The organism is Edaphobacter modestus, from assembly GCF_004217555.1.
Classification (GTDB): domain Bacteria; phylum Acidobacteriota; class Terriglobia; order Terriglobales; family Acidobacteriaceae; genus Edaphobacter; species Edaphobacter modestus.
Genome location: NZ_SHKW01000001.1, coordinates 3,158,175 through 3,182,664 on the forward strand (window position 1 = coordinate 3,158,175; position 24,490 = coordinate 3,182,664).

At 58.5% G+C, this 24,490-nt stretch carries 29 protein-coding genes; 13 read left to right on the forward strand and 16 right to left on the reverse strand.

Translation table 11 applies throughout. The annotated features are described in order from the left end of the window. Positions 1 to 17: 17 nt before the first annotated feature. Positions 18 to 557 carry a DUF1214 domain-containing protein gene (locus tag BDD14_RS13315; protein ID WP_130419228.1) on the forward strand — a complete coding sequence of 180 codons (540 nt, stop codon included), beginning with the start codon at positions 18 to 20 and terminating at the stop codon, positions 555 to 557. A 54-nt stretch (positions 558 to 611) separates the two neighbouring features. Here the strand turns inward: BDD14_RS13315 and BDD14_RS13320 are convergent, their stop codons facing one another. The 5 genes from BDD14_RS13320 to BDD14_RS13340 all read right to left on the reverse strand — a co-directional run bounded on the left by BDD14_RS13320 (position 612) and on the right by BDD14_RS13340 (position 8,801). After that, the gene (locus BDD14_RS13320) at positions 612 to 2,114 is read right to left on the reverse strand and encodes a sulfatase family protein (protein WP_130419229.1); all 1,503 of its coding nucleotides are present in this window, start codon (positions 2,112 to 2,114) and stop codon (positions 612 to 614) included. Positions 2,115 to 2,142: 28 nt separating this feature from the next. Then, positions 2,143 to 5,379, reverse strand: a complete 3,237-nt coding sequence (locus BDD14_RS13325; RefSeq protein WP_130419230.1) for a TonB-dependent receptor — start codon at positions 5,377 to 5,379, stop codon at positions 2,143 to 2,145. Between the two features lie 625 nt (positions 5,380 to 6,004). After that, a complete protein-coding gene (gene hscB, locus BDD14_RS13330; RefSeq protein WP_130419231.1) occupies positions 6,005 to 6,613 on the reverse strand; it encodes a Fe-S protein assembly co-chaperone HscB in 609 nt (202 codons plus the stop codon). Positions 6,614 to 6,618: 5 nt separating this feature from the next. Continuing rightward, positions 6,619 to 7,602 carry a tRNA (adenosine(37)-N6)-dimethylallyltransferase MiaA gene (gene miaA, locus BDD14_RS13335; protein WP_423201755.1) on the reverse strand — a complete coding sequence of 328 codons (984 nt, stop codon included), beginning with the start codon at positions 7,600 to 7,602 and terminating at the stop codon, positions 6,619 to 6,621. A 152-nt stretch (positions 7,603 to 7,754) separates the two neighbouring features. Then, positions 7,755 to 8,801 carry a TonB family protein gene (locus tag BDD14_RS13340; protein ID WP_130419233.1) on the reverse strand — a complete coding sequence of 349 codons (1,047 nt, stop codon included), beginning with the start codon at positions 8,799 to 8,801 and terminating at the stop codon, positions 7,755 to 7,757. Positions 8,802 to 8,974: 173 nt separating this feature from the next. On the opposite strand from BDD14_RS13340, the gene BDD14_RS13345 reads away from it, so the two are divergent. Then, entirely contained in the window at positions 8,975 to 9,502 is a 528-nt protein-coding gene (locus BDD14_RS13345) for a MogA/MoaB family molybdenum cofactor biosynthesis protein (RefSeq protein WP_130419234.1), read from the forward strand. Positions 9,503 to 9,511: 9 nt separating this feature from the next. After that, positions 9,512 to 10,177: a YqaA family protein gene (locus BDD14_RS13350; RefSeq protein ID WP_130419235.1), complete on the forward strand. Its 666-nt coding sequence runs from the start codon at positions 9,512 to 9,514 to the stop codon at positions 10,175 to 10,177. 230 nt (positions 10,178 to 10,407) lie between these two features. Here the strand turns inward: BDD14_RS13350 and BDD14_RS13355 are convergent, their stop codons facing one another. From BDD14_RS13355 to BDD14_RS13365, 3 genes are read right to left on the reverse strand one after another with little or no spacing between them, the layout of a single operon-like run. Beyond that, a complete protein-coding gene (locus tag BDD14_RS13355) occupies positions 10,408 to 10,959 on the reverse strand; it encodes a DUF6580 family putative transport protein (protein WP_130419236.1) in 552 nt (183 codons plus the stop codon). A gap of 54 nt (positions 10,960 to 11,013) precedes the next feature. Beyond that, positions 11,014 to 12,081 (reverse strand): metal-dependent hydrolase, encoded by a 1,068-nt coding sequence (locus tag BDD14_RS13360; protein WP_130419237.1) that lies wholly within the window; start codon positions 12,079 to 12,081, stop codon positions 11,014 to 11,016. A 32-nt stretch (positions 12,082 to 12,113) separates the two neighbouring features. Then, positions 12,114 to 12,569: an anthrone oxygenase family protein gene (locus BDD14_RS13365; RefSeq protein ID WP_130419238.1), complete on the reverse strand. Its 456-nt coding sequence runs from the start codon at positions 12,567 to 12,569 to the stop codon at positions 12,114 to 12,116. A 290-nt stretch (positions 12,570 to 12,859) separates the two neighbouring features. Here BDD14_RS13365 and BDD14_RS13370 point away from each other — a divergent pair, with 290 nt between their 5' ends. Both BDD14_RS13370 and BDD14_RS13375 read left to right on the forward strand, forming a co-directional pair. Next, on the forward strand, positions 12,860 to 13,585 hold the full coding sequence (locus tag BDD14_RS13370) for a DUF4339 domain-containing protein (RefSeq protein ID WP_130419239.1): 726 nt from the start codon (positions 12,860 to 12,862) through the stop codon (positions 13,583 to 13,585). Between the two features lie 56 nt (positions 13,586 to 13,641). Continuing rightward, positions 13,642 to 14,049, forward strand: coding sequence for a DUF2752 domain-containing protein (locus BDD14_RS13375; RefSeq protein WP_165420064.1), 408 nt, complete (start codon positions 13,642 to 13,644; stop codon positions 14,047 to 14,049). A gap of 132 nt (positions 14,050 to 14,181) precedes the next feature. Here BDD14_RS13375 and BDD14_RS13380 read toward each other — a convergent pair whose 3' ends face one another. Beyond that, the gene (locus BDD14_RS13380; protein WP_130419241.1) at positions 14,182 to 14,700 is read right to left on the reverse strand and encodes a bactofilin family protein; all 519 of its coding nucleotides are present in this window, start codon (positions 14,698 to 14,700) and stop codon (positions 14,182 to 14,184) included. A gap of 394 nt (positions 14,701 to 15,094) precedes the next feature. Here BDD14_RS13380 and BDD14_RS13385 point away from each other — a divergent pair, with 394 nt between their 5' ends. The 3 genes from BDD14_RS13385 (at position 15,095) to BDD14_RS13395 (ending at position 17,087) form a co-directional block, all read left to right on the forward strand. After that, on the forward strand, positions 15,095 to 15,784 hold the full coding sequence (locus tag BDD14_RS13385) for a hypothetical protein (RefSeq protein ID WP_242617931.1): 690 nt from the start codon (positions 15,095 to 15,097) through the stop codon (positions 15,782 to 15,784). 128 nt (positions 15,785 to 15,912) lie between these two features. Beyond that, the gene (locus BDD14_RS13390; RefSeq protein ID WP_130419243.1) at positions 15,913 to 16,101 is read left to right on the forward strand and encodes a YqaE/Pmp3 family membrane protein; all 189 of its coding nucleotides are present in this window, start codon (positions 15,913 to 15,915) and stop codon (positions 16,099 to 16,101) included. Between the two features lie 44 nt (positions 16,102 to 16,145). Further along, entirely contained in the window at positions 16,146 to 17,087 is a 942-nt protein-coding gene (locus BDD14_RS13395; protein WP_130419244.1) for an NADP-dependent oxidoreductase, read from the forward strand. Positions 17,088 to 17,096: 9 nt separating this feature from the next. Here the strand turns inward: BDD14_RS13395 and BDD14_RS13400 are convergent, their stop codons facing one another. The 5 genes from BDD14_RS13400 to BDD14_RS13420 form a co-directional block, all read right to left on the reverse strand. Next, entirely contained in the window at positions 17,097 to 17,783 is a 687-nt protein-coding gene (locus BDD14_RS13400; protein ID WP_130419245.1) for a MarC family protein, read from the reverse strand. Between the two features lie 241 nt (positions 17,784 to 18,024). Next, on the reverse strand, positions 18,025 to 18,456 hold the full coding sequence (locus BDD14_RS13405; protein WP_130419246.1) for a hypothetical protein: 432 nt from the start codon (positions 18,454 to 18,456) through the stop codon (positions 18,025 to 18,027). Next, on the reverse strand, positions 18,453 to 18,944 hold the full coding sequence (locus BDD14_RS13410) for a heavy-metal-associated domain-containing protein (protein ID WP_130419247.1): 492 nt from the start codon (positions 18,942 to 18,944) through the stop codon (positions 18,453 to 18,455). Before BDD14_RS13410 ends, BDD14_RS13405 begins: the two co-directional genes overlap by 4 nt. Before the next feature lie 11 nt (positions 18,945 to 18,955). Then, positions 18,956 to 19,813 carry a hypothetical protein gene (locus BDD14_RS13415; RefSeq protein WP_165420065.1) on the reverse strand — a complete coding sequence of 286 codons (858 nt, stop codon included), beginning with the start codon at positions 19,811 to 19,813 and terminating at the stop codon, positions 18,956 to 18,958. Between the two features lie 72 nt (positions 19,814 to 19,885). After that, the gene (locus tag BDD14_RS13420; RefSeq protein WP_130419248.1) at positions 19,886 to 20,320 is read right to left on the reverse strand and encodes a hypothetical protein; all 435 of its coding nucleotides are present in this window, start codon (positions 20,318 to 20,320) and stop codon (positions 19,886 to 19,888) included. Positions 20,321 to 20,365: 45 nt separating this feature from the next. Between BDD14_RS13420 and BDD14_RS13425 the strand changes: the two genes are divergently transcribed. The 5 genes from BDD14_RS13425 (at position 20,366) to BDD14_RS31820 (ending at position 22,653) form a co-directional block, all read left to right on the forward strand. Next, positions 20,366 to 21,010, forward strand: coding sequence for an FmdE family protein (locus BDD14_RS13425; protein ID WP_130419249.1), 645 nt, complete (start codon positions 20,366 to 20,368; stop codon positions 21,008 to 21,010). A gap of 277 nt (positions 21,011 to 21,287) precedes the next feature. After that, entirely contained in the window at positions 21,288 to 21,497 is a 210-nt protein-coding gene (locus BDD14_RS33020; RefSeq protein ID WP_242617932.1) for a hypothetical protein, read from the forward strand. After that, a complete protein-coding gene (locus BDD14_RS13430) occupies positions 21,407 to 22,195 on the forward strand; it encodes an SGNH/GDSL hydrolase family protein (RefSeq protein ID WP_242618243.1) in 789 nt (262 codons plus the stop codon). The genes BDD14_RS33020 and BDD14_RS13430 overlap by 91 nt, the downstream gene beginning before the upstream one ends. Next, on the forward strand, positions 22,101 to 22,514 hold the full coding sequence (locus BDD14_RS33720) for an RNase A-like domain-containing protein (RefSeq protein ID WP_278045480.1): 414 nt from the start codon (positions 22,101 to 22,103) through the stop codon (positions 22,512 to 22,514). The genes BDD14_RS13430 and BDD14_RS33720 overlap by 95 nt, the downstream gene beginning before the upstream one ends. A gap of 16 nt (positions 22,515 to 22,530) precedes the next feature. Further along, positions 22,531 to 22,653: a contact-dependent growth inhibition system immunity protein gene (locus BDD14_RS31820; protein WP_165420066.1), complete on the forward strand. Its 123-nt coding sequence runs from the start codon at positions 22,531 to 22,533 to the stop codon at positions 22,651 to 22,653. Between the two features lie 286 nt (positions 22,654 to 22,939). Here the strand turns inward: BDD14_RS31820 and BDD14_RS13445 are convergent, their stop codons facing one another. Continuing rightward, on the reverse strand, positions 22,940 to 23,392 hold the full coding sequence (locus BDD14_RS13445; protein ID WP_130419252.1) for a RidA family protein: 453 nt from the start codon (positions 23,390 to 23,392) through the stop codon (positions 22,940 to 22,942). A gap of 224 nt (positions 23,393 to 23,616) precedes the next feature. Then, positions 23,617 to 23,841, reverse strand: coding sequence for a hypothetical protein (locus BDD14_RS13450; RefSeq protein ID WP_130419253.1), 225 nt, complete (start codon positions 23,839 to 23,841; stop codon positions 23,617 to 23,619). Positions 23,842 to 24,490 lie beyond the last annotated feature (649 nt).

The window sequence follows — 24,490 nt, forward strand, 5'->3', positions numbered from 1 at the left end:
CCGACCTTACCGGGGTGATGAAGAAGATCAACACCGATGAGATCTCGAGCGGGGAGATGTTCGGAGCCCGCGACTTCCTCAGAGACAACTACCTCTATCGCTACGCCGGTGCCAAGCTCGGACTCTACGGTAACTCCAGGCAGGATGCTCTTTACTTCGGCTACTTCGTCGACGCCAACCATCAGCCGCTCGATGCATCGAAGTCGAACTACGAGCTCCATTTCCCGAAGGGCGATCTGCCACCGACCAAGGCCTTCTGGTCGCTGACCATGTACGACGGCAAGACGCAGCTCCTCGTAGCAAACCCGCTGAAACGCTACCTGCTCAACTCCACCATGTTGAAGTCGTACAAGTATGGCCCCGACGGCTCGCTGACGCTTTCCATCTCGCACGACAATCCGGGCCCCGCAAAGCAGCCGAACTGGCTGCCCGCGCCAGACGGCCCGTTCTACTGCGTCTTCCGCGTCTACCTGCCCGGAGACACCGTGCTCAGCGGCACCTGGAAGAAACCACAGTTGCAGCCTTCACCTACTAGTGCAAGAGCCACGACGAACTGACTAGTCCTGCAGCTGGTCGTCACCAAAACGACCAGCTGCAGGGACAGAGTACGCTTACACTTGGCCTGCTTCCTTCCGTTCAGGAACTTTTGCACGTAGAACATTGAGTCGTTCGGTAAGATGCGATTGCAACACAGCCTGTTCAGGCTTTCCGTAGAGATTGTTTCGCTCACCGGGATCCGCCTTCAGGTCATACAACTCGCCCTCAGACGGATCGAGAACGTATTGAATCAGCTTGTACTGCTCTGTACGAATGCCACGATGCGGCGCTACTTTTTCCGGATTAGGCCACTCGTAATATTCGTAATACCATTCCTTGCGGAAGTCTGGGTTGTTCTTCTTTGCAAGGGGCAAAATACTCTTGCCCTGCATGTGTTCCGGAACGGGTACCCCTGCGAGGTCTAGAAGTGTAGGCGCAATATCGGTATCCAGAATCATCTCTTCTCGAACCGTGGCGGACGGAATTCGCTTGGGATACCGCACCTGGAAAGGCACACGGATAGAAGGCTCGTGCATAAGACGTTTATCAAAAAGTCGCCATTCGCCCAGGAAGTATCCGTGGTCAGAGGTGTGAAGGATGGCCGTGTCATCGAGAATCTTCTTACTCTCAAGATGGTTCAAAACGCGACCGATGTTCTCATCCACCGCAACCAGGCCTGCGTAGTAATCCTTAGCAACACCTTCCAGCGATCCACATGCGACATGAGTCGACGTGGTGCCGAGCTTGTTTTCGGCGTCAACAAAGCTCTTCGGTTTCCCGGGATACCCTTTGAGATCGTCATCAAAGGTGGCTGGCTTGGCGATTGGTGTTCCGTTGTATAGATCGGCATGACGACGTGCGCGGAAGAACGGCTCATGTGGCGCAACGAACCAGATCAGAACGCAGAAGGGCTTATCGCCGCGGTCTTCGTCGATCCATGAGATCGCGCGATCCGTGGTGAGATCATCTGGATAGACGCCTTCGTAGCGTTTTTGTGGTCCAACTTTTCCTTTACGTCCTTCTTTAAAGAGAGGGTTCGCGTAATCATTGCCTGGATTGTTGTGACCGAAATAGTAGTCCCAGTTGCGCTCTTCGACACCATTGCGTGTGTGCACCTTACCAAGTACTGCGACTTCGTAGCCCTCCTTCTGAAGAATCTCGGTGAAGAGCGGGATGTCAGAAGCAAGCGGGATATTGCCGTTCTTATTATCGAGTGCTCCTGTCGAACGCGAGTACATTCCAGTAAGAGCTGTTGCTCGCGCGGGAGCGCAAAGTGCATTCGTGCAGAACGCATTTGTAAAACGAACGCCTTCGCGACCGATACGATCATGATTTGGTGTCTTAAGGAGCGGATGCCCCGCAATCGAGAGTGCATCGGCCCGCTGTCCTTCGCCCAGGAAGAAGACGAGGTTTGGACGCTTTTGCTTCGTTTGCGCTTCTGCGTACGGAGGTGCCACTACGGCGGAGACTGCCGCTGCGCCCGCGACGGCGAGAGACCCTTGCAGGAAGTCGCGCCTGCTCACCTCACCTCGTCCCGCAACCGATACTTTGTTATTCAGCTCATTCACGTCCGACATAAAATCCTTTCATCGAGTAATACGTTGCTTAGAAAGAGAACTTCAACCTGAAGACGACATTGCGCGGGTCAAGAGCAGAAGTGATCTTGCCGAACGTTGCCGTACCAACGGTTGTGCCCAACCCATTGAAGGCGGGATGATTGAAGAGATTGAAGAACTCGCCTTCAAACTTCGCTGTAATCGGCGTATCCCCAACGAGCCGGAACGTTGCCTTTTTGGAGAGGTTGAACTGCGTGCTGTTCAGGCCCGGCTGGCGGATGGTATTAAGTCCAAGGTTGCCGAAGGTTCCTAATGCTGGTTGAGTAAAGTTCCCCGTTGAGAAGTAGCTGTTGATGTTCCCGTGCTGATACGTCACGGGACCCGTTGCGTTGGGACGCTGTCCGGTATTGCCAACACCCGCGCGATCCGCGGCGATGGTTACGGTCACAGGCGTGCCCCCCTGGAAGGTGGAAACTCCGCTTACCTCCCAACCGCCAAGCGCGTACGCTGTAAGATCTCGGCGGCCACGGAAGAACGGCAGATCATAGACATAGTTGAGGGTGAAGCTCTGCGGACGATCGTAAGCCGTTGGCCCCTTTTCATTCACAAATTGGTTCTGTCCTACCTGCGATCCAAGCGAACGTGAGTAGGTATAAGCCGCTTCGAAGAGAAACCCGTTCTTGAATCGACGGCGTGCATCGATCTGCAGCGAGTTATAGCTCGCAGAAGCAGATCGCACGTCGTAGTTGATTGCGGCATAGCCTTTATAGGGTCGAACCGTATTCGCGTTCACCGTCCCTGCTGCGACTGCAGCGTTAGGTTGTGGCTGATTGATGTTCGGTGTCTGGTCCAGATGGCGGGCGCTGTTGCCTACATAGCTCACCGAGAGAACGGTGGAACCCGGAAGTTGCTTCTCCATTGTGAGTGAATACTGCGTGACCATCGGATAGAGCTTGCGCGTATCGAAGGCAGCGAGCGTCGGAGGAAAGAGTGTCTGGGATCCAGAGGCAAAGCCTGTAAGGGTTGTGTTGTAGATAGTTGCGGATTGGGCAAACGGAGGATTGGCGCTCAGACTCTCGTGGTTGTCATTATCCCAGTGATAGAAGAGTCCGTAACCGCCGCGAATCGATGTAGTCGAGGAACCGAAGGGCGACCACGCAAAACCAAGGCGCGGTCCAATGTTATTCCGCGCACCTGTGAGAGAACGAGGAAGATCAAGACCTTTCTGATTGGCCGGCGTGATGATGCCGTTGAGTGGATCGCCCGTCCCGGCTACGAGTGCTCCCGTCGAAGTTACTGTAGGCGCGTTTGCAGCAGAGTACAGGCTTGGCACAAAATCCGAGATGCGGTCGTATTTGTCGTAGCCATTGGGCGCACCTTGGAAGATGGTGTCACGTACGCCAAGATTCAGTGTGAGATTGCGAGTGACCTTCCAATCGTCCTGCACATAAGCTTCGAACATATTCGAGAAGAGATAGACGTTGGGCACATTGCTCTGCTCCACGTAGCTGAAGGCATGACCAGTAAGAAAGTCTGCCAGCGCATTGCCAGTGGCCGAACCTGTGAAACTAAACGATCCAGCTTGCCCGCCATAGGGAAAGCTGTCGAACTTCTGAATGCGAAGAATGTTGAAACCTGTCTTGAGGGAGTGATTATGTAATTGCTTCGTTACATCATCGCGCCAGGTGTAAACATTGTTAGTGTTATTTGTCAGACCCTGCGCACCGATAGACGAGAATCCGCTTATCGTAATCGTAGGAATCAAATTATAGATATTCGCGTTATACAAGCTTGGAATTGCTAGTCCGGCGGGACGCTGGCCATTGCTATCTGGTGACTGCGTAATCTGATTGCGCGAATAGCCAATCGTCGCCTGGTTCAGCAGTGTCGGCGAGAAGATGTGTGTCCACTGCGCTACACCGTTTTGTCCCGGCTTCGAGAAGGAACCACCGATAGTCGCGAAAGATTGGTTCGAAGGTTTCAGGATTGCTTGTTGCTGACTCCATGCATCGTGTGCATAGCGCAGAGTAACCGTATCGCTAGGCGAAAGCGTAGCGTCGATACGAATCAACTCTTCGCGCCAGCTCGTCTGGCTCTTAGGACTTATGACGTAGTTCGAGGAGCTGTTGCTGTTGGGCAATGGAAAGTATGCGTTCAACAGAAGTGTCGCATTTGGATCAATATTTGTAATCTGGTTGCCCGCATAAGGTAGTCCGGTATCAGGATTGGTAATCGGCGCGGAGCCAGCGAAGTTTCCGGCTCTCTGCGCAGCAGTAGGTGTCGTTGCAGTGAAAGTGCTCTGTGGTGCTGAGGTGAAGCTAGTAAGTTCCGGGCCGGAGCGACGATCAAAAGCCTGTGACCAGAAGAAGAAGAGGTTGCGCGCAAAGCTTCCCTTCGCACCAGGGAGCAGATGACCGCCAAAGTCATACCCAAAGTTGTTGTCGTGAAGCGGCGGCTTCACAGTGTTGAAGTAGTTGCGAGCATTAAGTGCGTCATTCGAAAACACCTCGTACAGATCGCCGTGATACTTCTCCCCGCCGGAGCGCGTCACGATATTCACCTGGCTATAGCCAAAAGATCCAATGTCCGCCGTGTAGTTACTCTTGTGAACCTGGATCTCCTGAATTGCTTCCATAGGAGGAAATAGATTGAGGCCGCGATTGCCGCCCGTATCCATAGCTAAAATGCCGTCATAAGTGAACGCATTCGAGTTGATGCGGCCACCGTTCACTGACGTGAGCGGGTTGCCTTCCTGTCCCACTCCCATGCGCTGACCGGTCTGTGAACTGCTGACACCAGTACCCAAAGAAAGAAACTGTGTGAAATTGCGGCCATTCGTCGCTAGCTCACGAAGCTGTGTTCCCGTAATGATCGTGTTCAGAGATCCTTCCGAGGTTTCGATCGCAGGAGCATCGGCCGTTACGGTCGTCGTATCTGAAGCCCCGCCTACTACAAGCTGAAGGTTGATCGTGCGTGTCGTGTCCGATTGCAGAACAACGCCCAGCTGCTCCACGCGCCCGAAGCCTGGTGCCTGCGCTCGGACGACATAGTCTCCTGCACGGAGTGCGGGCAGCGAGTAAAAACCATTCGAGTTTGTCTTGGTGGAACGCTCAAGGCCCGTCGCACTCTGCAGAACCGTGACATCTGCATTAGAAATCACAGCACCCGAAGTATCCGTGACGGTTCCGCTGAGGGTTCCACTTCCGGAGCTCTGGGCAATTGCAGAAACAGTAAGTAAAGAAGACAGAAAAAGATTCGCAAACAGAATGGATAGCCTGGAAAACATAAAGCCTCTCTAACGGCACGTGTCGCAAGGACGCAGTAACATCCCTGCGCGCAACGTGTACGGGCGCAGCAGCGCTACACACGAGCTATTTATCTAGATGAATGAGAGAAGAATTAAATCGCGCACAGTTCTTGCCGGACCACAGAGATGGTCAACAACAACAAAGCGTTAGGTGGATATGGATGAGGCACATACAAAAATAAGAGTAACACAGCCAAAGGTCTGTCCTGCCTCCTAAGGCAAAGCGAGTAAGTGTCGGCTTATCGCCCAAAGCAGAGTGAAAATCCGCGATGGGTAGATGGTCGCATCGAGAGATGTTCCCGAGAACAGCATTCACCGCGCGCACACGTTCTCTCGGCGGACGATTGCGCTATCTCCCGGCGTACCTGCATTGACGACCGTCACCAGTAGCCGCGCTTCCTGTCAGCGACAGCAACGCGAACGCGATGAGGCTGGCAACATACATTCCACGGGGTCATCCGGTACGACCATAGCACCTCGAGTCTAAAGGGGCGGAACAGAGCCCTTGAACAGCAAGATTGGTAGCCTCTGATGCACTAAGCGAACAGCTGCTTCTTCTTCGCGAAGAGAAAGCTCCATCAAGCAGGAAGACTTTTCCATCCGCTTACTCGAGCGCCTCGTTCACGTCCCGAACTAGGTTTCGCAGGTAGCTTCTCTTGTTGAGCAACGTCACCATCGCATCGCGCACAGAGGCCTTCCCCGAATCATCCCCAGTATTCACCGCGTGATCCCATCGGGCCCATAGCCCTTCAAGCTCCGCCTGCGTCTCCACCATCCTCGCGTCAAAGGTGTCTTTCGCCGTCATCAGATCGCGCCGCAGCTCGGGCTCGTCCTCGCCCATCTGCTTTGCCATCCGCATCTCCTGCAGCTGCATATTCAACTCGAACACCTCTTCCAGCAGCTCAGGAGGAACAATCTGCTTCTTCTGTCCTCCAGTCTCCCGCGCAGCATCGGTCGCCGCCTTGGATTGTTCTTCGAGCTCCACCCCCTGGAGCTTCAGCAGATACTGTGTTCGCAGGATTGGATCCTTCAAGGTCCGATAAGCATCGTTCAACAGCGAGGACTGCGTGAGAGCCTGCTCCTGCTCCGCTGCGGGTCGTGAGGCGAAGCGGTCTGGATGAAGCTTCCGGCTGAGTGTGTAGAACTGCTTCTCGAGTGCCGCTGTATCCATTACAAGCTTTTCAGGAAGTTCGAATACCTCAAAGTAAGTCATGGCTTTTATTGTAGAAGGCTAGCCTCTTCGCTCTTCAGAAAGCGTTCGCTAAGACGGATAGTCTCGTCCATCACATCCTGCTCCCCTCCAAGGCCCGCGAGCCACTGCATCTCCTCATCGCGCCGAAACCAGGTAAGCTGCCGCTTGGCATAGTTGCGATGCCCCTGCTGCGCCTGCGCCACCGCCTCTTCGCGCGTGATCTCTCCGGCAAGCACCGCTGCAGCCTGCGCGTAGCCCAGAGAGCCGAGCGCCCTGCACTCGCGACCATAACGCTCAATCAGTTTCGAAGTCTCCTCGATAAGCCCGCGATCGAACATCGCTGCCGCGCGTTTGTTAATACGTTCATACAGCCTGTCGCGCGGCGGATTTAGCCCCAGTCGAAGGATGCGATAACCCGTCAGACGGTCGCGCCCCTGCTTCCACTGTTCCGTCATCGGCCCTCGCTCCCCTCTGCCCGCGACTCCCGACGCCAGCGAAACCTCAATGGCGCGGATCATCTTGGGAACATCGTTGGGATGGATCGCTCTCGCAGCCGTGGCATCGAGCCGCGTGAGAACACGATGAAGATGCCCGGTGCCCCGCGCTTCTGCGCGTTCGCGCAAGCGATCGCGCAGCTCCGGCCTGGCAGGCGGCGCGGGAAACAGCCCGTCGATCAGAGCGCGCAGGTAGAGTCCTGTCCCGCCTGCGACGATCGGTACCGCTCCGCGTTCCCGGATACCACGCAGTGACTCGCGCGCCATCCTGCTGTAGTCACCTGCGGTGACTTGCTCGTCCGGCCATGCGACGTCGATCATGTGATGAGGAACCATCGCCCGTTCCTCGACCGTCGGCTTGGCCGTTCCAATCTCCATCTCGCGATAGACCGCGACGGAATCGCAGGAGACGATCTCGCCGCCGAAACATTCCGCCAGCCGGATCGCCAGTGCGGTCTTTCCACTCGCCGTCGGCCCAGCGAGCACAATCATCGGCCAGTTGCCGGTGCTCACCACAGTCTCCACCATCCCGCTGAAAAGACGTGACTCACCCCGGCGCGCAGAACGCTGAAGAACAGTACCGCGAACACAAGCAACATCAGCCCACGAAGCTGACGTCGACGTTCCCGGCGAAGCCGTTCAGGAAGAGATACCGCCATCGGCCGAAGTTACTCCGGCCTCTTGTTGACGAGATAGTGGATTCGCAGCTCGAGATTAGGCCCGTGGAACTCTTTCGGGAGCGGAGGAAACTGCCCTACCCCGGTAATCGAGCCCCAGGCCGCGCGGTCCAGCGCCTGATCCTGCGTCGAGCCATCCAGGTGCATCGCGCCGATTCGTCCGTCAGAAAGAATGGAAAAGCGAATCAGCGTCTCACCCTGCTTATTCAGCGGCGGGCGCGCCTCCTCCGGAATCAGCGGGAGCCACGTGTTGTAGATCTCGCGCAGGATCTTGCGGAGGTAGGGGTTGAAGTCCACCCCCATCGTATCCGACAGAATATCGACACCGGTATTCATGCCCTGGTGCTCGACAGGAACATTCGCTCCGTAATCCCCGCCCTGGCCACGGTTCTGCGCCGCCTGTTCCGCGGCTTGGCGAATCGCATCGCCGGCAGACAGATTCTGGTTTCCGAAGTTCGGCTTTGTAGGAGCCGGACGCGGCGCCTCCACGATTGCCTGCTGCTGCGGAGGATGCTGCGGCAACGGCTGAGGAGCCGGCGGCTGCTGCTGAGGCTGGGGCGCAGCAGCCTGTGGCTGCGGTGCAGGAGGCGCTGTCATAGCCCCGGGAGCTCCCGCCTTGCGCATTGCCTGCAGCTGCTCAAGAGTCTTGCGATCGATCGTCGGCTTCGCCGTCTGCTGCACACGATCCTTGTCGCTCATTACCTTGCTTGGCTTCTTCGGAAGCTCTTTGCCGATATCCTTCGGCATATCGAGATAGGTCAACTCCTTGTCGCGGTCGCGCAGAACGTCGGAGGGATTGATCAGCCGAGGCTGATGGAAGATCACCTGCGGCCCGTAGAGCACAAACCATCCGATCGCCAGCCAGATGATGATCGAGATGTAGACCGCCTCGCGAAAGCGGGCCCGCGCCCGCTCGTCGTCCAGCGCGTCGAGCAGATGAATCAGCTCATGCTCTTCGAGATCGCCATAGCGATTCGTCCGCAACCTGTTCGGGGGCGTGGGCGGTGCGGAGCTGGGTGGGGTCTCTAGAGAAGGCATCGGATATCTAGGTCAGACGGCTGACGAGCACTAAAGTTGCTGTTACTAAACAGATGCTTAACCCGCATTCGGCAGGCAGGGAACAGCGTCGCCCTTTTTATTTTCTCATCCTTTCCATCTCTCTGAGCGATTCCATTGCGCCCACATCCCGTCAACAATCGTAGACTGGCCAGATGAGTACTGGATTCGCACCGAGCCTGCGGGGGCTGGTCTTGACCGTGAGCGACAGCTGTTTCCTCGGCAAAAAGAACGACCTCTCGGGCCCTGCCATCGCCCATCTGCTGAACCAGGTAGGGTTAGCGACTGTCGCCCGGCAGATCGTCCCGGATGAAGTAGAGGTCATCGCGGAGGCCCTGCGGCGCGGGGTTGAGACAGCAGACCTCGTTGTTACGACTGGAGGAACAGGACTTGCAGCCCGCGACGTCACCCCGGAAGCAACCAGGATGGTCTGCGAACGCCTCGTGGAAGGGCTGGCGGAACGGATGCGGTCGGAAGGGGCCAGGCAAACCCCCTTCGCCGCGCTGAGCCGCGCCGTCTGCGGTACCTTGAAAGGCGCCCTGATCATCAATCTCCCCGGAAATCCGGGAGGCGCAGAGAACTCGCTCCAGGCCATCCTGCCCCTGCTTCCTCATGCGCTTGAGCTGCTGCGCGGACGTACCGAGCACGACACAGACCCTCGGAATACGCCAAAGGTAAAATAGGGGAATCTCGTGAAGATCTCTCCTGCTTCTCTCATTCATAAATGGAACGCTGCCATGATGGCCGCGCTGCTCCCTTATGGCGCCTGGGGCATCGGCGCGCTCGCGATCATGGATTCGGCGGCGATCCCCGTCCCCATCGATGCCATGGTCATCGAATTCGTCGTGCACGACCATTCCCGGTTCGTGCTCTATTGCTTCATGGCTGCCCTTGGCTCGGCCATCGGCAGCCTGCTGCCGTTTTACCTGGGGCGCGCCGGCGGAGAGCTGTTTCTGCTGAAGCGCATCAACCGCAAGCGGTACGAGCAGCTTCGCGACCGCTTCGAGCGTCAGGAGTTTCTGGCCATCATGATTCCCGCAATGATGCCGCCTCCGATGCCGGTGAAGCTGTTCGAATTCGCCGCTGGGGTCTTCGAGATGCGGACCATCTCCTTCTTCGGAGCAATCCTGCTGGGCAAGTTCATCCGATTTATGACCTGGGCCGTCATTACCATTCTCTACGGCCCGACGATCGTCGCCACCCTTAGCGTCGCCATCAAAGAGCACCTGGGATATGTGCTCGCCATCGCTTTCGCACTCATTGTCCTCCTTGCAATCTGGGTCACCCGAATGATCTTTGACCGACGCAAGGGAGAGAGCCTTCCCGTAGAAGACGAGGCTGGGAGCACGTCTGAGTAGGTCGTGACCGCTGTCTCAACCTCGACCTGGAACGAATCCGGAAGAACGAATTCCCGGCCTTTTCGTCTCTGCTACGAAAGGCTCATGAAGCACCATCTTCGTCGGGCAGAGTTTACGGAGCACAGGCAGACTCCATCTTCCTGCGCCTTAAAGCCATTTTGGGTTGGAGGACAAAAAATAGAAGGGCTGCGAGATCTCGCAGCCCTTCTATTTTCTGCGTGAGCCGCAATTTACGCGGGACGCTGGCTGTGCAGGCCGTCGCGTACGCTGGCAGCAATATTGCGAGCCAGGGCCGGAAGCCCGAAGAACGCACCCGCCGTGATCGCGGTCGACATAACGTCATTGGCATAGAACGGAATCGCCGCGACGTAGCAGGCTGCCAGGCCAGGAGCCGTATGCGGATACATCGAGCTTCCCGCCCACACAACCAGGTTGCTCAGAACGAAGAACGAGGTGGACGTTGCGAGCACGGCTCCCGCGACGCGCAGAGCGGAAGGCTTGCTGGCGAGCACCTGATGGCCGAAGAGGCATACCCCCGCATACCAGAGCCAGGTCACGACATAAGCGCTCACGTGGAAGGGGTAGTTGTAGACGTAGGTCGTCAGATAAAAGTCCGTCGCCATCAACGCGAGGACAGCGAAGATGCCCTGCCAGCGCCCACGACGCGCACCGAAGTAAAGCAGCCCGCCACCAACGGCCGTGAAACCAACACTGGTGGTCCCAAACGTATGCGGCAGGATGCGGCTTAGAACAGCGACGATAAGTGCAAAATAGGCGGCCATAAGGAACCTCAGTCTGCCAATTTTAGCTGAATTTTTCCCTGAAGAATGTAAAACCTAGCGTTGAACGTGTCCATCCATCTCCATCCTGTCTACCCGGCGGTCGTCATTGACCATCACCACGGCCGACAGTGGAATCTGGTCTCGTCCCAGCACCGGAGGGTCGTAGATGAAGCGGAGATCCCGAAACGTCACCGCCGTAAGGCCGTCAGGACCTGTAACCGTCTCGTTTACGATCGGGAACTGCGACCAGTCCAGATAAATCTGGCCCAGCCAGCTGCGTTTTGCCACCAAGGTCGCCAGCGTGGTCGGCGGCTTGTGAAAGACATCCGCCTGCGCACTCGAGCTGACGTTCCCGTTCAGGGTGTTCACGTTAGCAATCTGGTATACGAGCGGCGTCTCGATCAGCGTTTGCCAGCGGAATGGATTGATCGGGTACGGATTGGCAGTAATCCGCAGAGTCTGTTCCTGCCTCAGACCCGCCTCGCGGGTCAGCGCAATCGCTTTCTCGCGCTCGACATACCGCCAGCCCCAGAAACCAACCACTCCCACAAGCGCGGCGATAGCCCAGCCGCGCCCGCGATACGCCGGCCGCCGGGCACCCACTTCACTGCCCACCAGCCCGAACAGTGCGGGGGCAACCAGCGCGGCCAGCAGCAGCAGAAAGATCACCGGCTCAAAGATGAAGACGAAAGAGCCGGAGTACCACCGAGGGTTGAAAGGAAAAAATGGACGGAGACCGTAGTTATTGGTCCAGTCCAGCAGAAGATGCGAGAGCAGCGCGATAAGAGAGAACAAATAAAGGCGTGGCCAGTGAATAGGAGCTGCAGCGCCCGACCCCCTCGAAGCATGCGTCCCCCTCGAACTCCGCCAACGCAACAGCAGGCGATGGCCCAGCCAGACCACGCCCGTAATAACGACGGCCTCAAACGGCACGCCCAAGAACGTATGGGTCCATCCACGATGATGCTCCAGGCCAGCAATCGGCCCCTTGAACGACCAGAGAACGTCAAGGTCAGGAGCCTCGGCGGCAAGCGTCATCGCCAGGGTGGCGTACGCGGCCTTTCGATTGAAGCCGGCGCGGGAGAGAACAGCGCCGGTCATAAAGTGCGTGACTGGGTCCATCCGGACTCCAGCATATCGCGACCCGGGAGAAATTATCGGCCGCACTGCAACAGTGCATGCGTTGCCAGCACCAGCGCCACAAGCAGCAGAAGAATACGAACCCGATGCAGCCGGTCCCAGCGCCTGTGCTCAGGCAGCCACCTCTCAAGAGGAGCTCCCTCGGCAAGCGCAGCCACACGGTTGTTGATCGGAACCAGCCAAACAATCGTAAATACGATGATCGCAGCCCAGAGAATCGAAGCCGCAACCAGCGGATAGAAGCCTGGCTCACCCCGGTGAACGACCGCTTCGATCAGAAACAGGATCAGGCACAGGCCATACCAGAACGGCATCACGCGGCCCAGGATGCCGGCGAACAGACTCAGGGCCTTCGCCTGCGCTCCGGCATCCAGCTTCCACATCACCGGGTTGATGAAGAGCGAGACGGTAAGCTCGTTGCCGACCATCAATCCGGCAAGAACGATGGTAAGAATGTCGATAAGGTGCATGGCTTTCGAATCCTTCCGCAGTGGTATCTGTCCTTGAGAGTCGTCGGCGTGCTCTTCTGGCTCAGAAATTTGTCAGCGAAGCGTTACTGCGGAGTAAGGGCAAGAGAGTGGAGGAGTGGGACGCCGCGACGGGGAAGGCTCGACGACGGTCACCGTCCATCTGCCCTCCTGCAAATCTGCATCTGAAATGGTTTTCGCGATGCAGGAATCTCCGGCATCCTGACGCCGGAAAAAGATTTGTGCTCGGGGCCTCAGCGTGTTTTCATCGGTCTTGCACATCAGGAGACACCATGCCCTACCTCATCTCTCGCGCAGGCCAGACCTACGGTCCTTATACCCTCGAAGACCTGCAGCGTTACGTCGCCTCCGGCAATGTCCTCCTCACCGACCTCGCGAAATCCGACGAGATGGCCGACTGGCTTCCTGTCGCACAGATTCTCAACCCTGCCGCAGGTGCTATTCCCGCCGCAGGCGTCACCCCTGCCACAGGCGCTCCCATCCCGCCCTCCTACGCTCCGCCCGCCGCACCCTACGGACAACCGGCTCCCTACGCCGTCTCGCCCTACCCCGATCCGCCAAACCTCCACTGGGCTCTCGTCCTCGTCCTTGCCATCTTCTCCTGTGGCATCTTCGCCGTCATCTGGGACTTTGTGCAGGTTCTCTGGATGAAGCGGATCGAGCCCCAGACCAGGGCCTTCCCTTACTTCATCGCCTACGCCGTTCTGTCCTTTCTTAGTGGGGGCCTCTCCATGCGCGCCAGCGCGATCGCCATGCACACTGGCCATCGTCACACCTCGCCGTGGTCCATCCTCATCAGCATCGCTGTACTGGTCCTCCTCATCCTCTACCGCTTCTCCATGCGCGACTCGCTCGAGCACCACTTCAACAACGCTGAGCCGCTCGGTCTCCGGCTCGGGCCCATCATGACCTTCTTCTTCGGCGGTCTCTACTTCCAGTACCACTTCAATCGCCTCAACGCTCTGAAGCAGGCCATTCGCTACCGCAGCGGCCTTTGATCGTGGCGGCTCATCGACCAACACTGCAGCGCTCTCAAGGCCATCTCCTTTGCTGGGTGCCCCATCTTCGGCGCGGCTTCATCACGCCCAAGGCGAGCCGTGCCGCCATCGCTCTGTCGCAGCGGCGAACAACCGCGACTCTCATCCTCGCCATTCTCGCCGTAGGCGCAATCCTCCTCCGCTTCCCGCCCACGCAGTACAGCTTCTATCCGCAGTGTCCCATTCACCTCTATCTCGGCATCCTCTGCCCGGGCTGCGGAACCACACGCGCACTCGCCGCTCTTCTGTGCGGACATCTCTTGCAGGCGCTTCAGCTCAACGCTCTCACCACGCTGCTCATACCGGCATCCCTCGGCTGGATCGCCTATCGCAAAAAAAATCCAGGTCCGTTTCACCTCTCCCCGGTAGCGCTCTCCGCCATCCTCACCATCGCAGCGCTCTTCACCTTGGCCCGCAATCTCTGATACCTCCAAGCCTTTGCTGCATACACCCCTTTGCTGCATACGACCTCCGACCGAACCAGCACCCAAAACGCAAAACGGCCCCGACATCTTCGCCGGGGCCATCTCTGAAATCACAAACCGATTGTCTTACGACTAGACCGTTACAGGCTCCTTCTCCGAGACCGGCTGGGCCGATCCGCCCTTCAGGTCGGTTCCACCCGGCTTGCGAATGTCGATGCCGCCCTTGAAGAACGCACCGTCTTCGATCGAGATGCGCGCTGCAATCACGTCGCCGGTCAGTGAGCCTTCGCTGCGAATGTCCACGCGATCGCTCGCCTGGCAGTTGCCGCGCACCTTGCCCAGCACCACAACTTCGCGAGCCACGATGTTCGCCGCGACCTGTCCGTTACGGCCCACCGTCACGCGGTTGCCGGGCAGGTTGATCGCGCCTTCTACCTTGCCGTCGATGTATAGCGACTCGGAACCGGTCACCTCACCCTTCACAACCAGCGATTTGCCGATCGTTGCCTGTTCGCCCGTAGCCGGGGCTGCAGTGGTGCCTGCGCCGGGAGAAGCCGCACGCGGAGCCTCGTAGCTCGGCGCCGGGGGAGTCGGCCGCGACGGTTCTGGAGTTGAGGGGGTATTGCTTCCCGGCTGATTCGGTTTCCACATATCTGTTCGTATCCTTTCCTCACTGCTGGAGATGACCACTCTCTGCGGGCTCCACTGGCGCGCCGCGCAAAGGCACACGCTCTATTGTCACGATACTACTCCGCGCCGCATCGCGGACTAACCAACATTTACCGCGTATTCCACAGCTCTTGAACCTTCCTCAGCACTCCCGGGAAGCTCTTTCCCCCTCCCATGAACTTTGTTCCACAGATAACCCCTTTTGTTCCACTCCCCAAAAGTGGCAGGCCTTGCAATGCGCCAACCTCCCAGGCTTCGGTAGCATGGCTGCAATTCTCCCCCCTGGCTGCGGAAACCTTCGCGAGCTTCTATCCCATCCGGCCGGCTCTCCCCACAAACCCCTGAGCTGGCCGACCACCTCCCGAGAAAAACATACGTGAAACGCCACCCTGCCCTTCTCTCGCTGAGCCTCGCTTTTCTGCCCTCTCTCCTCTTCGCTGCCGCTCCCAAGACCCATACCGTCGCCCTCGGGGCCGCGCGTCGCGTCTCCTACACCCAGCCCGACGCCACACCCGAAGCCCAGATCGACCAGACCTCCGCCATTAAGGTTCGCCCCCTCATCCTCGACGGCCGCCAGAAGGACTGGACGACCGGAAATACCCACGAGATCACCGACCGCACCTTCGCCATCCGGCGCGCCCTGCGCGTCAACGATGCCCTGCCCTCCGATGCCTCCCCTCGCTGGATCTGGCAGCCCGGCCCCTGGATCACCGTCGACCGAGTCACCGGCCACATCACCGCGCTCCACCTTCCCGACTTCGACCCCCTCGTCTCCGACGCCGTCTGGTTCCGCGACTACGCCGCTTACTGTGGAACCGCCACCACCGCCAAAGGAGCCAGCCTCTACGTCATCGTCGCCCAGCTCGGCGCCCGCCGCCCCGTCGTCCAGAAACTCCTCGGAAAATGGCCGCAACCGAACCGCGCCACCCCTGTCTGCCAGCCCGCAAAGTGGGATCGCCTTCCCCTCCGTGTCGCCATCCAGCCCACGGGCGGCGAAAGCACCACCTACGACGTCGTTGGAACCTCCTCCATCGTCGAAGAAGGCGACAACGACGATGGCAACTGAAGCCGCGGCTTGCGAATCGGATCGGAAACCGGCAGACTGTCACTCATTCAAGAAACAAATTCTCTAACCGCTGCGCGCAATCCAGCATCTGTTAGAAAGAGACAATCTGCTGCAAAAGAGGGCATCCCATGAGACTGCTCATCGCCTTCCTGCTTCCCTGGCTAACCTTCTTCACCATCGGGCGCCCGCTCGCCGGTATGATCTGTCTCGTTCTCCAGGTCACCCTCATCGGCTGGATTCCTGCTACCATCTGGGCCGTCTACGCTCTCAGTCAATACAACACCGACCAAAAGATTCGCCGCGCTCTTCGACCCTAGTTAGTTTGGAATCGTCTCCCGTTCCTTTACCCCTGGAGGTACTCATGAAGGTCATGCACCTTGCGGACTCCGGCAACTCCCCCACGCTCGTCGAAGCCACTCTTCCCGATCCCCAGCCCGGTCCTGGGCAGGTCGTCATCCGCGTCTCGGCCGCCGGCATCACCCCCACCGAGCTCAGCTGGTACCCCACTACGCACGACCACGCGGGAGCTCCACGCACCGCAGCCGTTCCCTCCCACGAGTTCTCCGGAACCATCGCTGCCCTTGGCCCCGGCGTCCACGACTTCACCCTCGGCCAATCCATCTTCGGCATGAACGACTGGTTCGCCGCGGGCGCGCTCGCCGAGCTCTGCCTCACCGAGACCTCCTTCATCGCGCCCGCCCCCATCACCCTCACTCCCCTCCAGGCCGCCTCCGTCCCCATCGGTGCCCTCACCGCCTGGCAGGGCCTCTTCGAACACGGCCACCTCCATCCCGGCGACCGCGTCCTCATCCACGGAGCCGCGGGAGCCGTCGGCCACTTCGCCGTCCAGATCGCCCACCTGCACGGGGCCCACGTCATCGCCACCGCCTCACCCGCCACCGCCTCCCTCGTCCGCCAGCTCGGAGCCAACGAAATCATCGACTATCAGGTCACCCGCTTCGAAGACGCCATCACCCAGCCCGTCGACATCGTCTTCGACACCGTCGGCGGAGACACCCTCCTGCGCTCGCTTCCCCTCGTCAAGCCCGGACGCTTCGCCGTCACCATCGCCTCCGATAAAGAGTCGTCCGAAGATCCCCGAATCAAGCACGCCTTCTTCATCGTCAAGCCCCACCAGCGCCAGCTCATGGAGATCGCAGCCCTCATCGACACCGGCAAGCTCCGAACCTTCGTCGATGCCATCGTCCCCTTCGACAAGGCCGGCAGCGCCTACAACCGCAAAGTCGCCAATCGCAAGGGACACGGAAAGCTCGTCGTCGCCATCAACCCAGCGGTCGCCTGAGTCGCCCCCTCACCCATGCTGCTGGATCAGCGGCTTGATCAGCGCCTCCAGTCCGTTCCACGCAATCTGCACCCCGATACACAGCAGGATGAACGCGATGACCCGCAGGATCCCATGCACCGTCGAAGGCGAGATCGCCCGAGTAATCTGCGGCGCATAGGCGTAGCACACGTACACCAGGGCACTCAGCAGCACCACCGCCAGCATCAGTCCCACGCGAGCCAGCACCGTCTCCGTCAGATTGAGACTCTCCATCGTGTGCGCACTCAGCGTCAGCATCACCACAAGACATCCCGGTCCCGCCGTCACTGGAAACGTCAACGGATAGAACGCCTTCGATTCGAAGTTCTCCCTCGTCATCTCCTTCGCGCCTGCCTGTGCATCCGCGTTCTTCGAGCTGCTTTCGACGTCGCTCTGGTTCAACACTCCCCAGCCGATCGCCGCCACAACCACCCCGCCCGCAAGCTGCACAATCGGCATGGAGATCCCGAAGAAGGACAACAGGTACGACCCGACCAGCTCAATCACGGCGAGGAACAGCGCCATGTTGATCGCAATCTGCCGTGCCAGCGACTTGTAGACCACCGCCGGCTGAATCCCCACCAGCCCAAGGAACACCAGCGCAGAACCCAGCGGATTCACCAGCGGCAGCAGCGCGCTGAAGCCAATCGCAAAGTGCGTCCACACGATCCCCACATACCCTCCCCGTGCAACAGCTCTAATCCATCCAGGTCCAGCCGCTCACTCACCGCACGACTCCTGCAACAATACCGCAAGATCCTCCCGAACCCCGAGGCTCTCAACAACTCGGTAGTGGACCAGTTTGAAAACCAGGGCATCCAAAGTTACCTATAACCCCGTTTTCCATGCGCAACGTGAAGGTCGCCTGGAGATGGTATTGCAAGGGGTCAATATCTCTTGAATATCGACCCTTTGTCTAGCGGTCTATTCGTTCAAGAATCGGCCCTAGTAAATACGCCACAAAGAAACCGCATGACCAGATGACGGCTGATCCCCAAAGGATGCCCCGACTAATCTTGCTGACCGCGCCGCAGGTTGTGGGGTCGTCTGCATCGCAGACTTCTCCCTCGCGTAATCGGGGAGCAATGGCATAGGTCATCACAAAGCTCATCGCAATCAGTACGCCCGCGATGCTGAACGTCCAGACTTTATGTCTCGACAGATTGACCAGCCAAGGGGCCGCCGACAGCAGCGATGCCACCGTCGTCCCCATTCCCAGGAGAACGAGGACCGACGGAAGCGCACAACAGAGCAATGTGCTGAACGAACTGAAGAGAGAAAAGTAGCTGAGCAGTGCAGCCCGTCTCGCGCGTTGGACGGGGGCGTGTGAATCAGCCGACATTGTCATTTGGCCTCCGTCACGGACTTGTAGCGGAGCGTATCGGAAACCTTCCCTTTGCCAGACTGCGGGAGTGTCCCATCGACCACTACTGTCTTGCCGAGCAGAGCCGAGATGTCCGTTCCGGCTGAGAGAGGCGTCAACGCATATCGATCCTTTGTCCCGGTGACCTCCAGGAATGGGGCTTGCGACGATCCTGACAACTGCCCGCGCACGATCAAGTTTGCATCCTTATGCGTAAAGCCGTTCTTTTCGACGGCCTCATTGAACTGGCGCATGGCCGCGTTATTGCCCGGCGCGAGTTTGATGGAAACGAGGCCGGTATTCAAGTCAACATCTACGGTGCTCACTCCTTGAATGCCTTTCATTGAAACGTGGATGGCATGAGCGCACGGAGCGCAGTCCATTCCAAAGACGGTTAGGTAGACCTGCTCGTATTCAGCATGAGCGGCAATAGCAGAGAAAGCGAGGAAGCCTAAAGCGAAGATCTTCTTCATGTTCAGTCCTTTCAGTGGGAGCTGGTATGGGAGGAGTATTTGAGATAGCTGAGATTGATTGCGAAGCGGACACGTTCACGGCCATACACCGATTCGGACACATCGCGGAACAGTGGCCCCTGGACTCCGCCCTCGATAGCGATGTTCTTGAAGATCGCAAGCACGGACGGCCCTAACCAGACGGTTGTGGAGCTGCTGTCGGGAAGGATGACGCCGCCTGAACGAATCGAGCCCGTATGCTCTCCTGTGAGTTCGGCAAAGCCACGGTAATCCCATTTGTCGTATCCACGGCGAAGGCGGGACGGACGGTAGCCGTAGACGGCGCTCCAGGAGAGCGTGTCTGGTCGTCTATCGTTGGACGCCTCTGCAAAGCGGGTGTAGCCGCCACCGACCCACACGTACTGACTGCGAGAGGCCAGCCCCGTAACGAGTGTGCCAGCAACGCCCGGAGCGCGGTGCAAGGTACCAAGCACCCCCGAATCCTGCTGAGGGCCGGGAACCACCAAACCGAGTGAGGCAGTCGATTCGATTCGCTTCCCGACACTCGTAACGGAGTGCAGAAACCGCCATGATGCTCCTGCAGACCATTCGGTTCCGCTCATCATGCGGCTTTCTGGTAGATTGCCGCTGCCGAAGGAAGCCGGGAGAAATGCGTTGATGGTGATGTGAGGGGTGACGCCATAGCCGAACCCGGAGCCCGTAGAGAACTGAGTCCCTCGAGAACCGTTACGGCCAAAAATCCCCGTATTGAAACTAAACTCACGCTGCGAATTTACCGGAGTCGCGTAGCTGAAGACGGGGCCGTGGTCAGCGGCAAACGCTGTGCCCGTCACAAGGACGGCACAGGCCAAAACCATTCGAGATTTCATGAATGCTCCTAATCAAACCAAATGAGGCACAGGCACACGGACGGTGCGCAGGTCATTGGAATGCGGAGCGAATCAGATTCTTAGGACAGTAGTTTTCGCAGTTAGAAGCCTGGGCGGGGAGTGCTCATCAGGCGCACGCCATACGGTAGAGGATACAAAGTGAACCTGGGTGAGAAGGTAGGGCAGGTGCGCCACGCAAACCCACTGGACATCGGTCGCCGGAGACGCGGCTGCAATCTGAGGTGTCTCATCGGTCCGAACTTCCGTCCGGCAGCAACCCATCTTCTCCATGTGTCCGCATTGCCCGTGCATCGCACGGCAGCAAGCACTTTCCTCATGGCTCATCACCTTACTCGTCAAGCAGGCCATAACAGGCGCGGCTGCGGTGAGCAGCAGGAGGATGGCAACGATGCTGGCAAAACGGCGCATAACAGTGTCCAGTATACGTCCTCCTACCTCGGGGACTTGTAGCGCCTGAGGAGTCTGGTTTTCGGCAACTTCAGTCATTCACTCCAAACTGACCCACTACCAACAACGCCGTATCATGACTCCATGGAGCCCTTCGACGACCTCCTCCGTCAGGCCGAGCTCGCCCACGGCCACCTCTGCGCCGGCCAGATCCTCGGCGTGCGCCTGGCCATGCTCGGCTGCCAGCGCCTCGGCATCGCCGAGCCTCGCACCACCGACCGCAAGCGCCTCGTCACCTTCGTCGAGATCGACCGCTGCGCCACCGACGCCATCGCCGTCGTCACCGGCTGCCGCCTCGGCAAGCGCGCCCTCAAGTTCCGCGACTGGGGAAAGATGGCCGCTACCTTCGTCGATCTGGCTTCTCCGATAACAGCTCTCAACGCCCCTCTCGCGCCCGACAACGACGCCCCCACCTACAAGGGCATCCGCGTCGCCGCCCTCGAATCTTCCAAGCAGCGCGCCCGCGACCTCTACCCTCACATCGAAGACAAGAACCAGCAGCAGATGCTCGCCTACCGCGAGCTCCCCGACGCCGACCTCTTCCACGAGCAGTGGGTCCAGGTCCCCATCCACCCCCGCGAGATGCCCGGCTACAAATCCCCCCGCATCGCCTGCGCCCTCTGCGGAGAAGGCATCAACTACGACCGCAACCTCACCGACCCCGACGGCCGCATCCTCTGCCAGTCCTGCGCCTCGCCCGAAGCCCGTTACTACCGAGCCCTGGACTGAAAACACGGCTTCAACTCGCGCTGTCTCCTCGCCGGGAGCCTGTTCGTCATCACGACTCCCTTTCGGAAGAAAGCACGCCTCCCGCTCTTCGTTCCTGGAACCCGCATCTTCGCAAACCGGCGGGTTTCTACCGGCGGACACAGGTGTTACGATGTCGTCATTCTGAAAACGCGGTCGCGCCAGACCCGTTCAGATCGGGCCCCCACGACAATCCGCAGCGTTGAAGCTTCCTCGTTCCGATTACAGGAGCGAGAAAGTCCTACCCAAGGAGTCCATCGTGCCCACTCACAGGAATCCAATCCTCTCGGCACTCACCGCCGTCATCCTTCTGTCGTTCACTCCGACTGCCGGCGCCGATTCGTTCTCCGCTGTTTTTGCCTATCCTATGGTGATAGCCTGTCCGACAACGGCAATCTCCACTCCGCCGTCGGACTTCCCCCGGCACCTTACTACAACGGCCGCTTCTCCAACGGTCCGGTCGCGGTAGAACAGCTGGCCGCGCAACTCGTTGCTCCCCTCTTTGACTTCGCCTGGGGCGGAGCCACCACCGGCGTCGGCAACGGTGGCGACGCCGGTACGCAGACCAGCCTCGGTCTTTTACACCTCCCCGGAATGCTGACGGAGCTGGCTACCTCCACTGTGCCTCCTGGCCTCGCCCCAAGCTCGCTCTTCGTCGTCTGGGGAGGCGCCAACGACTTCGAAGCCGGAGGCTCGGTGACCACCGCCATCAGCGACATCGACGCAATCGTCGCTTCGCTCCAAGCCAGCGGCGCAACCCACATCCTGGTCCCGGGACTGCCCGACCTCGGCCTGACCCCTGAGTTTTACGGCGATCCCGCAGCAACACTCTTCAGCCAGCAATTCAATCAGGGCTTGCAATCCACTCTTCCCTCCGATGTCATCTATTCCGACGTCTTCGGTCTTCTGAACTCTGTAACCCAGAATCCCGGCGCATATGGATTTACCAATGTGACGGAGCCCTGCTTCAACGGATTCACCGTCTGTTCCAATCCAGGCCAGTATCTTTTCTGGGATGACCTCCACCCAACGACGGCCGCAGACGCCATTCTGGCCAGACAGTTCCAATCGGATGTCGCGCCGATCCCGGAGCCATCCTCGTTCCTCCTGTTGGCAAGCGGGATTACAGGACTGGTCGCCGTGCTGCGAAGCCGCAGAGAAGCCTGAGGATTACGGGACGCGGAACGGCGCGGCGCCTTCTGGCCATCCGTCAGCCAGTTCTTTTTCCTCCCTCCATGTGGCTGAGGAGGCGGTCTCTGACGGTCCTAAGGCAAATACTGCGCAGATTCGCGCCTGGGCATCCGCAGCAAATAATCTGAAGCCGCTGGTTCTTGATTTCGATGCCGGCTCCAATGTGGGCTATGGGGTCGTGCGCTCGACCGGTGCGCTGACCGATATGCAGGGGGTTCGCATTGTTCTGAGAGTGACGCGGCAGGCCGGTAAACTCTACTATGTCCTGACTTCTTACCCAATTCCGAAACCGTGAAGCGAAAGGCTTGCCGATGAGCCCATATCGTTATCCAGACAAGACTGGATTTCCGTATCTCAACTATCTGCTTGGCGCGTACTTTCATCAGGACTTCGAGATCAATGGAAATACGCTCGAAGAGATTATCGCGACCTGAGGGAACGGTCACGGATATTCAACGCTTTATCGCCACTTATGGCGACAAGGATTCACATCTCGCGGAGGAATTCGTCAATATCTTCCATCCGGACATTATTGCGGAAGGCTGGGAGGGCATGACGACACGCGAGTGGCTTCTTCGTATCTCCTAACTACTGGAAGAAAAATAAAACCTGCATCAAGTTGGGATGCAGACCCTCCGGGTCCTTCGCAAGGGATGGACCCGGGGTTGTTGGCTGCTTTCGGATGACAAAACATCCGTTCCCGTTAGAAAGAAAATCTGTTTAGTGCTTGACCGCAATCGCCGAGATCTCGATCTTCGCTCCGCCGATCAGGCCTGCAACCTGCACCGTGGCGCGGGCGGGCTTCGGATCCGCCATGTCTTTGATGTAGACCTCGTTCATCTTCTTGACGTCGTTCAGGTCAGTCACATACACCGTGACCGAGACGATGTCCGACATCTTGAAGCCCGCCTTCTCGACAACCTTCTTGATGGCCGCAATTGCATTGGTGGTCTGCAGCGTGATGTCGGTCCCGGTAACCTTGCCATTGGCATCCGGCCCTTGCTGTCCGGCGACATAAAGGGTGTTGCCCGCGACGAATCCATCGCTGAAAGGCATTCCCTGCTTGAAGTCGATGGCCTTGTTCTGGGCGAAGGCGCTGCCCGAGGCACACACGGTCATGATCCCGGCCAGCACAAGGCCGCGCTTCCGCATCAGCGAATACAGCTTTTTCATCGTTCAGTCTCCTGTTGATTTGTTCCTAGGGGCATCTTCTCATCCTTCCCGCCCTTCGACATTTCCCATATGTCCTAGATGGAAGCAATCGAAAGATAAGGACCCACCGTTGCCTCTGTGCCTGCGCAACAAAATCGGCCCTCCAATCGCCATCAGGGGATCAAACAAAGAGAGGGCCGGCGCGGATCTCCGCAACCGCCCCATCCCTTGAAACAGGAAGCTGTTTACCGCCCGTAATAACCATAAGGATAAGGCGCAACCCGATGCGCTCTCACCCACTGCTCATGCCGCCACGCCTCACGGCGAGCCATCTCGTCCCTGCGAGCCTGCTCCCAGCGCAGGCGATCGTAGTAGGCTCTCCGCTGCCCATAGTAATCCGGATAAACAACAGGCCGCCCGATCTGCACCCCGAGATTCACCTGTGCAGCCTCGGCCTTCTTCGGGCTCACCAACAGAAACGCACCGCCAGCAAACCAGCCGTCATTCCCTTCGCAATCATCGCCTTCAGAGTGGCCTTCATAACAACCTCCAAACTACATCCATACTGAACACCCATTCAGTCAGCCCGTTGCGCGCAACTTTCTCCCTGGCGTGTGTTTACGCCCCCTCAAATGCGAGGCGGCGAACATCCCGTGTCCGCCGCCTCGCACTTCATCTCCTCTACAACTTCGCCAATCGGAGATCTCACGGCAGCCCAGGACCTGCAGATCGCACCCATCCCTGTCATCAGGTCAAACACGGAAATTTTCAACAACCAAGGTGTTTTCCGTGACTGATTGTGCGCCTGCAAAGCTGAGCACGGACTTGGAGAAGTACTGCAAGAATGGTGCATGAGGCTGGAGTGAGTGACGGCGAGGTTGATCGTCTCGCTCGGCTTTCCGCGGCCGGTAATCGAGTCTATTTAGGCGTCTAATACCAAAGCATAATAGGCAGCAGGCCAGCTTCTCGCTACTATAAATCTCAGCGTGTGTGGGGGCATTCGACAAGATCGTCTGATGCCGACAGCTATCGCACCTGGATGTCCTCAATTGACGAATTGCCTTTAAACAATACGAGCCTCGGGGAGATCTGTAGAGCCTCCTCCGAGGCCCTGAGCCG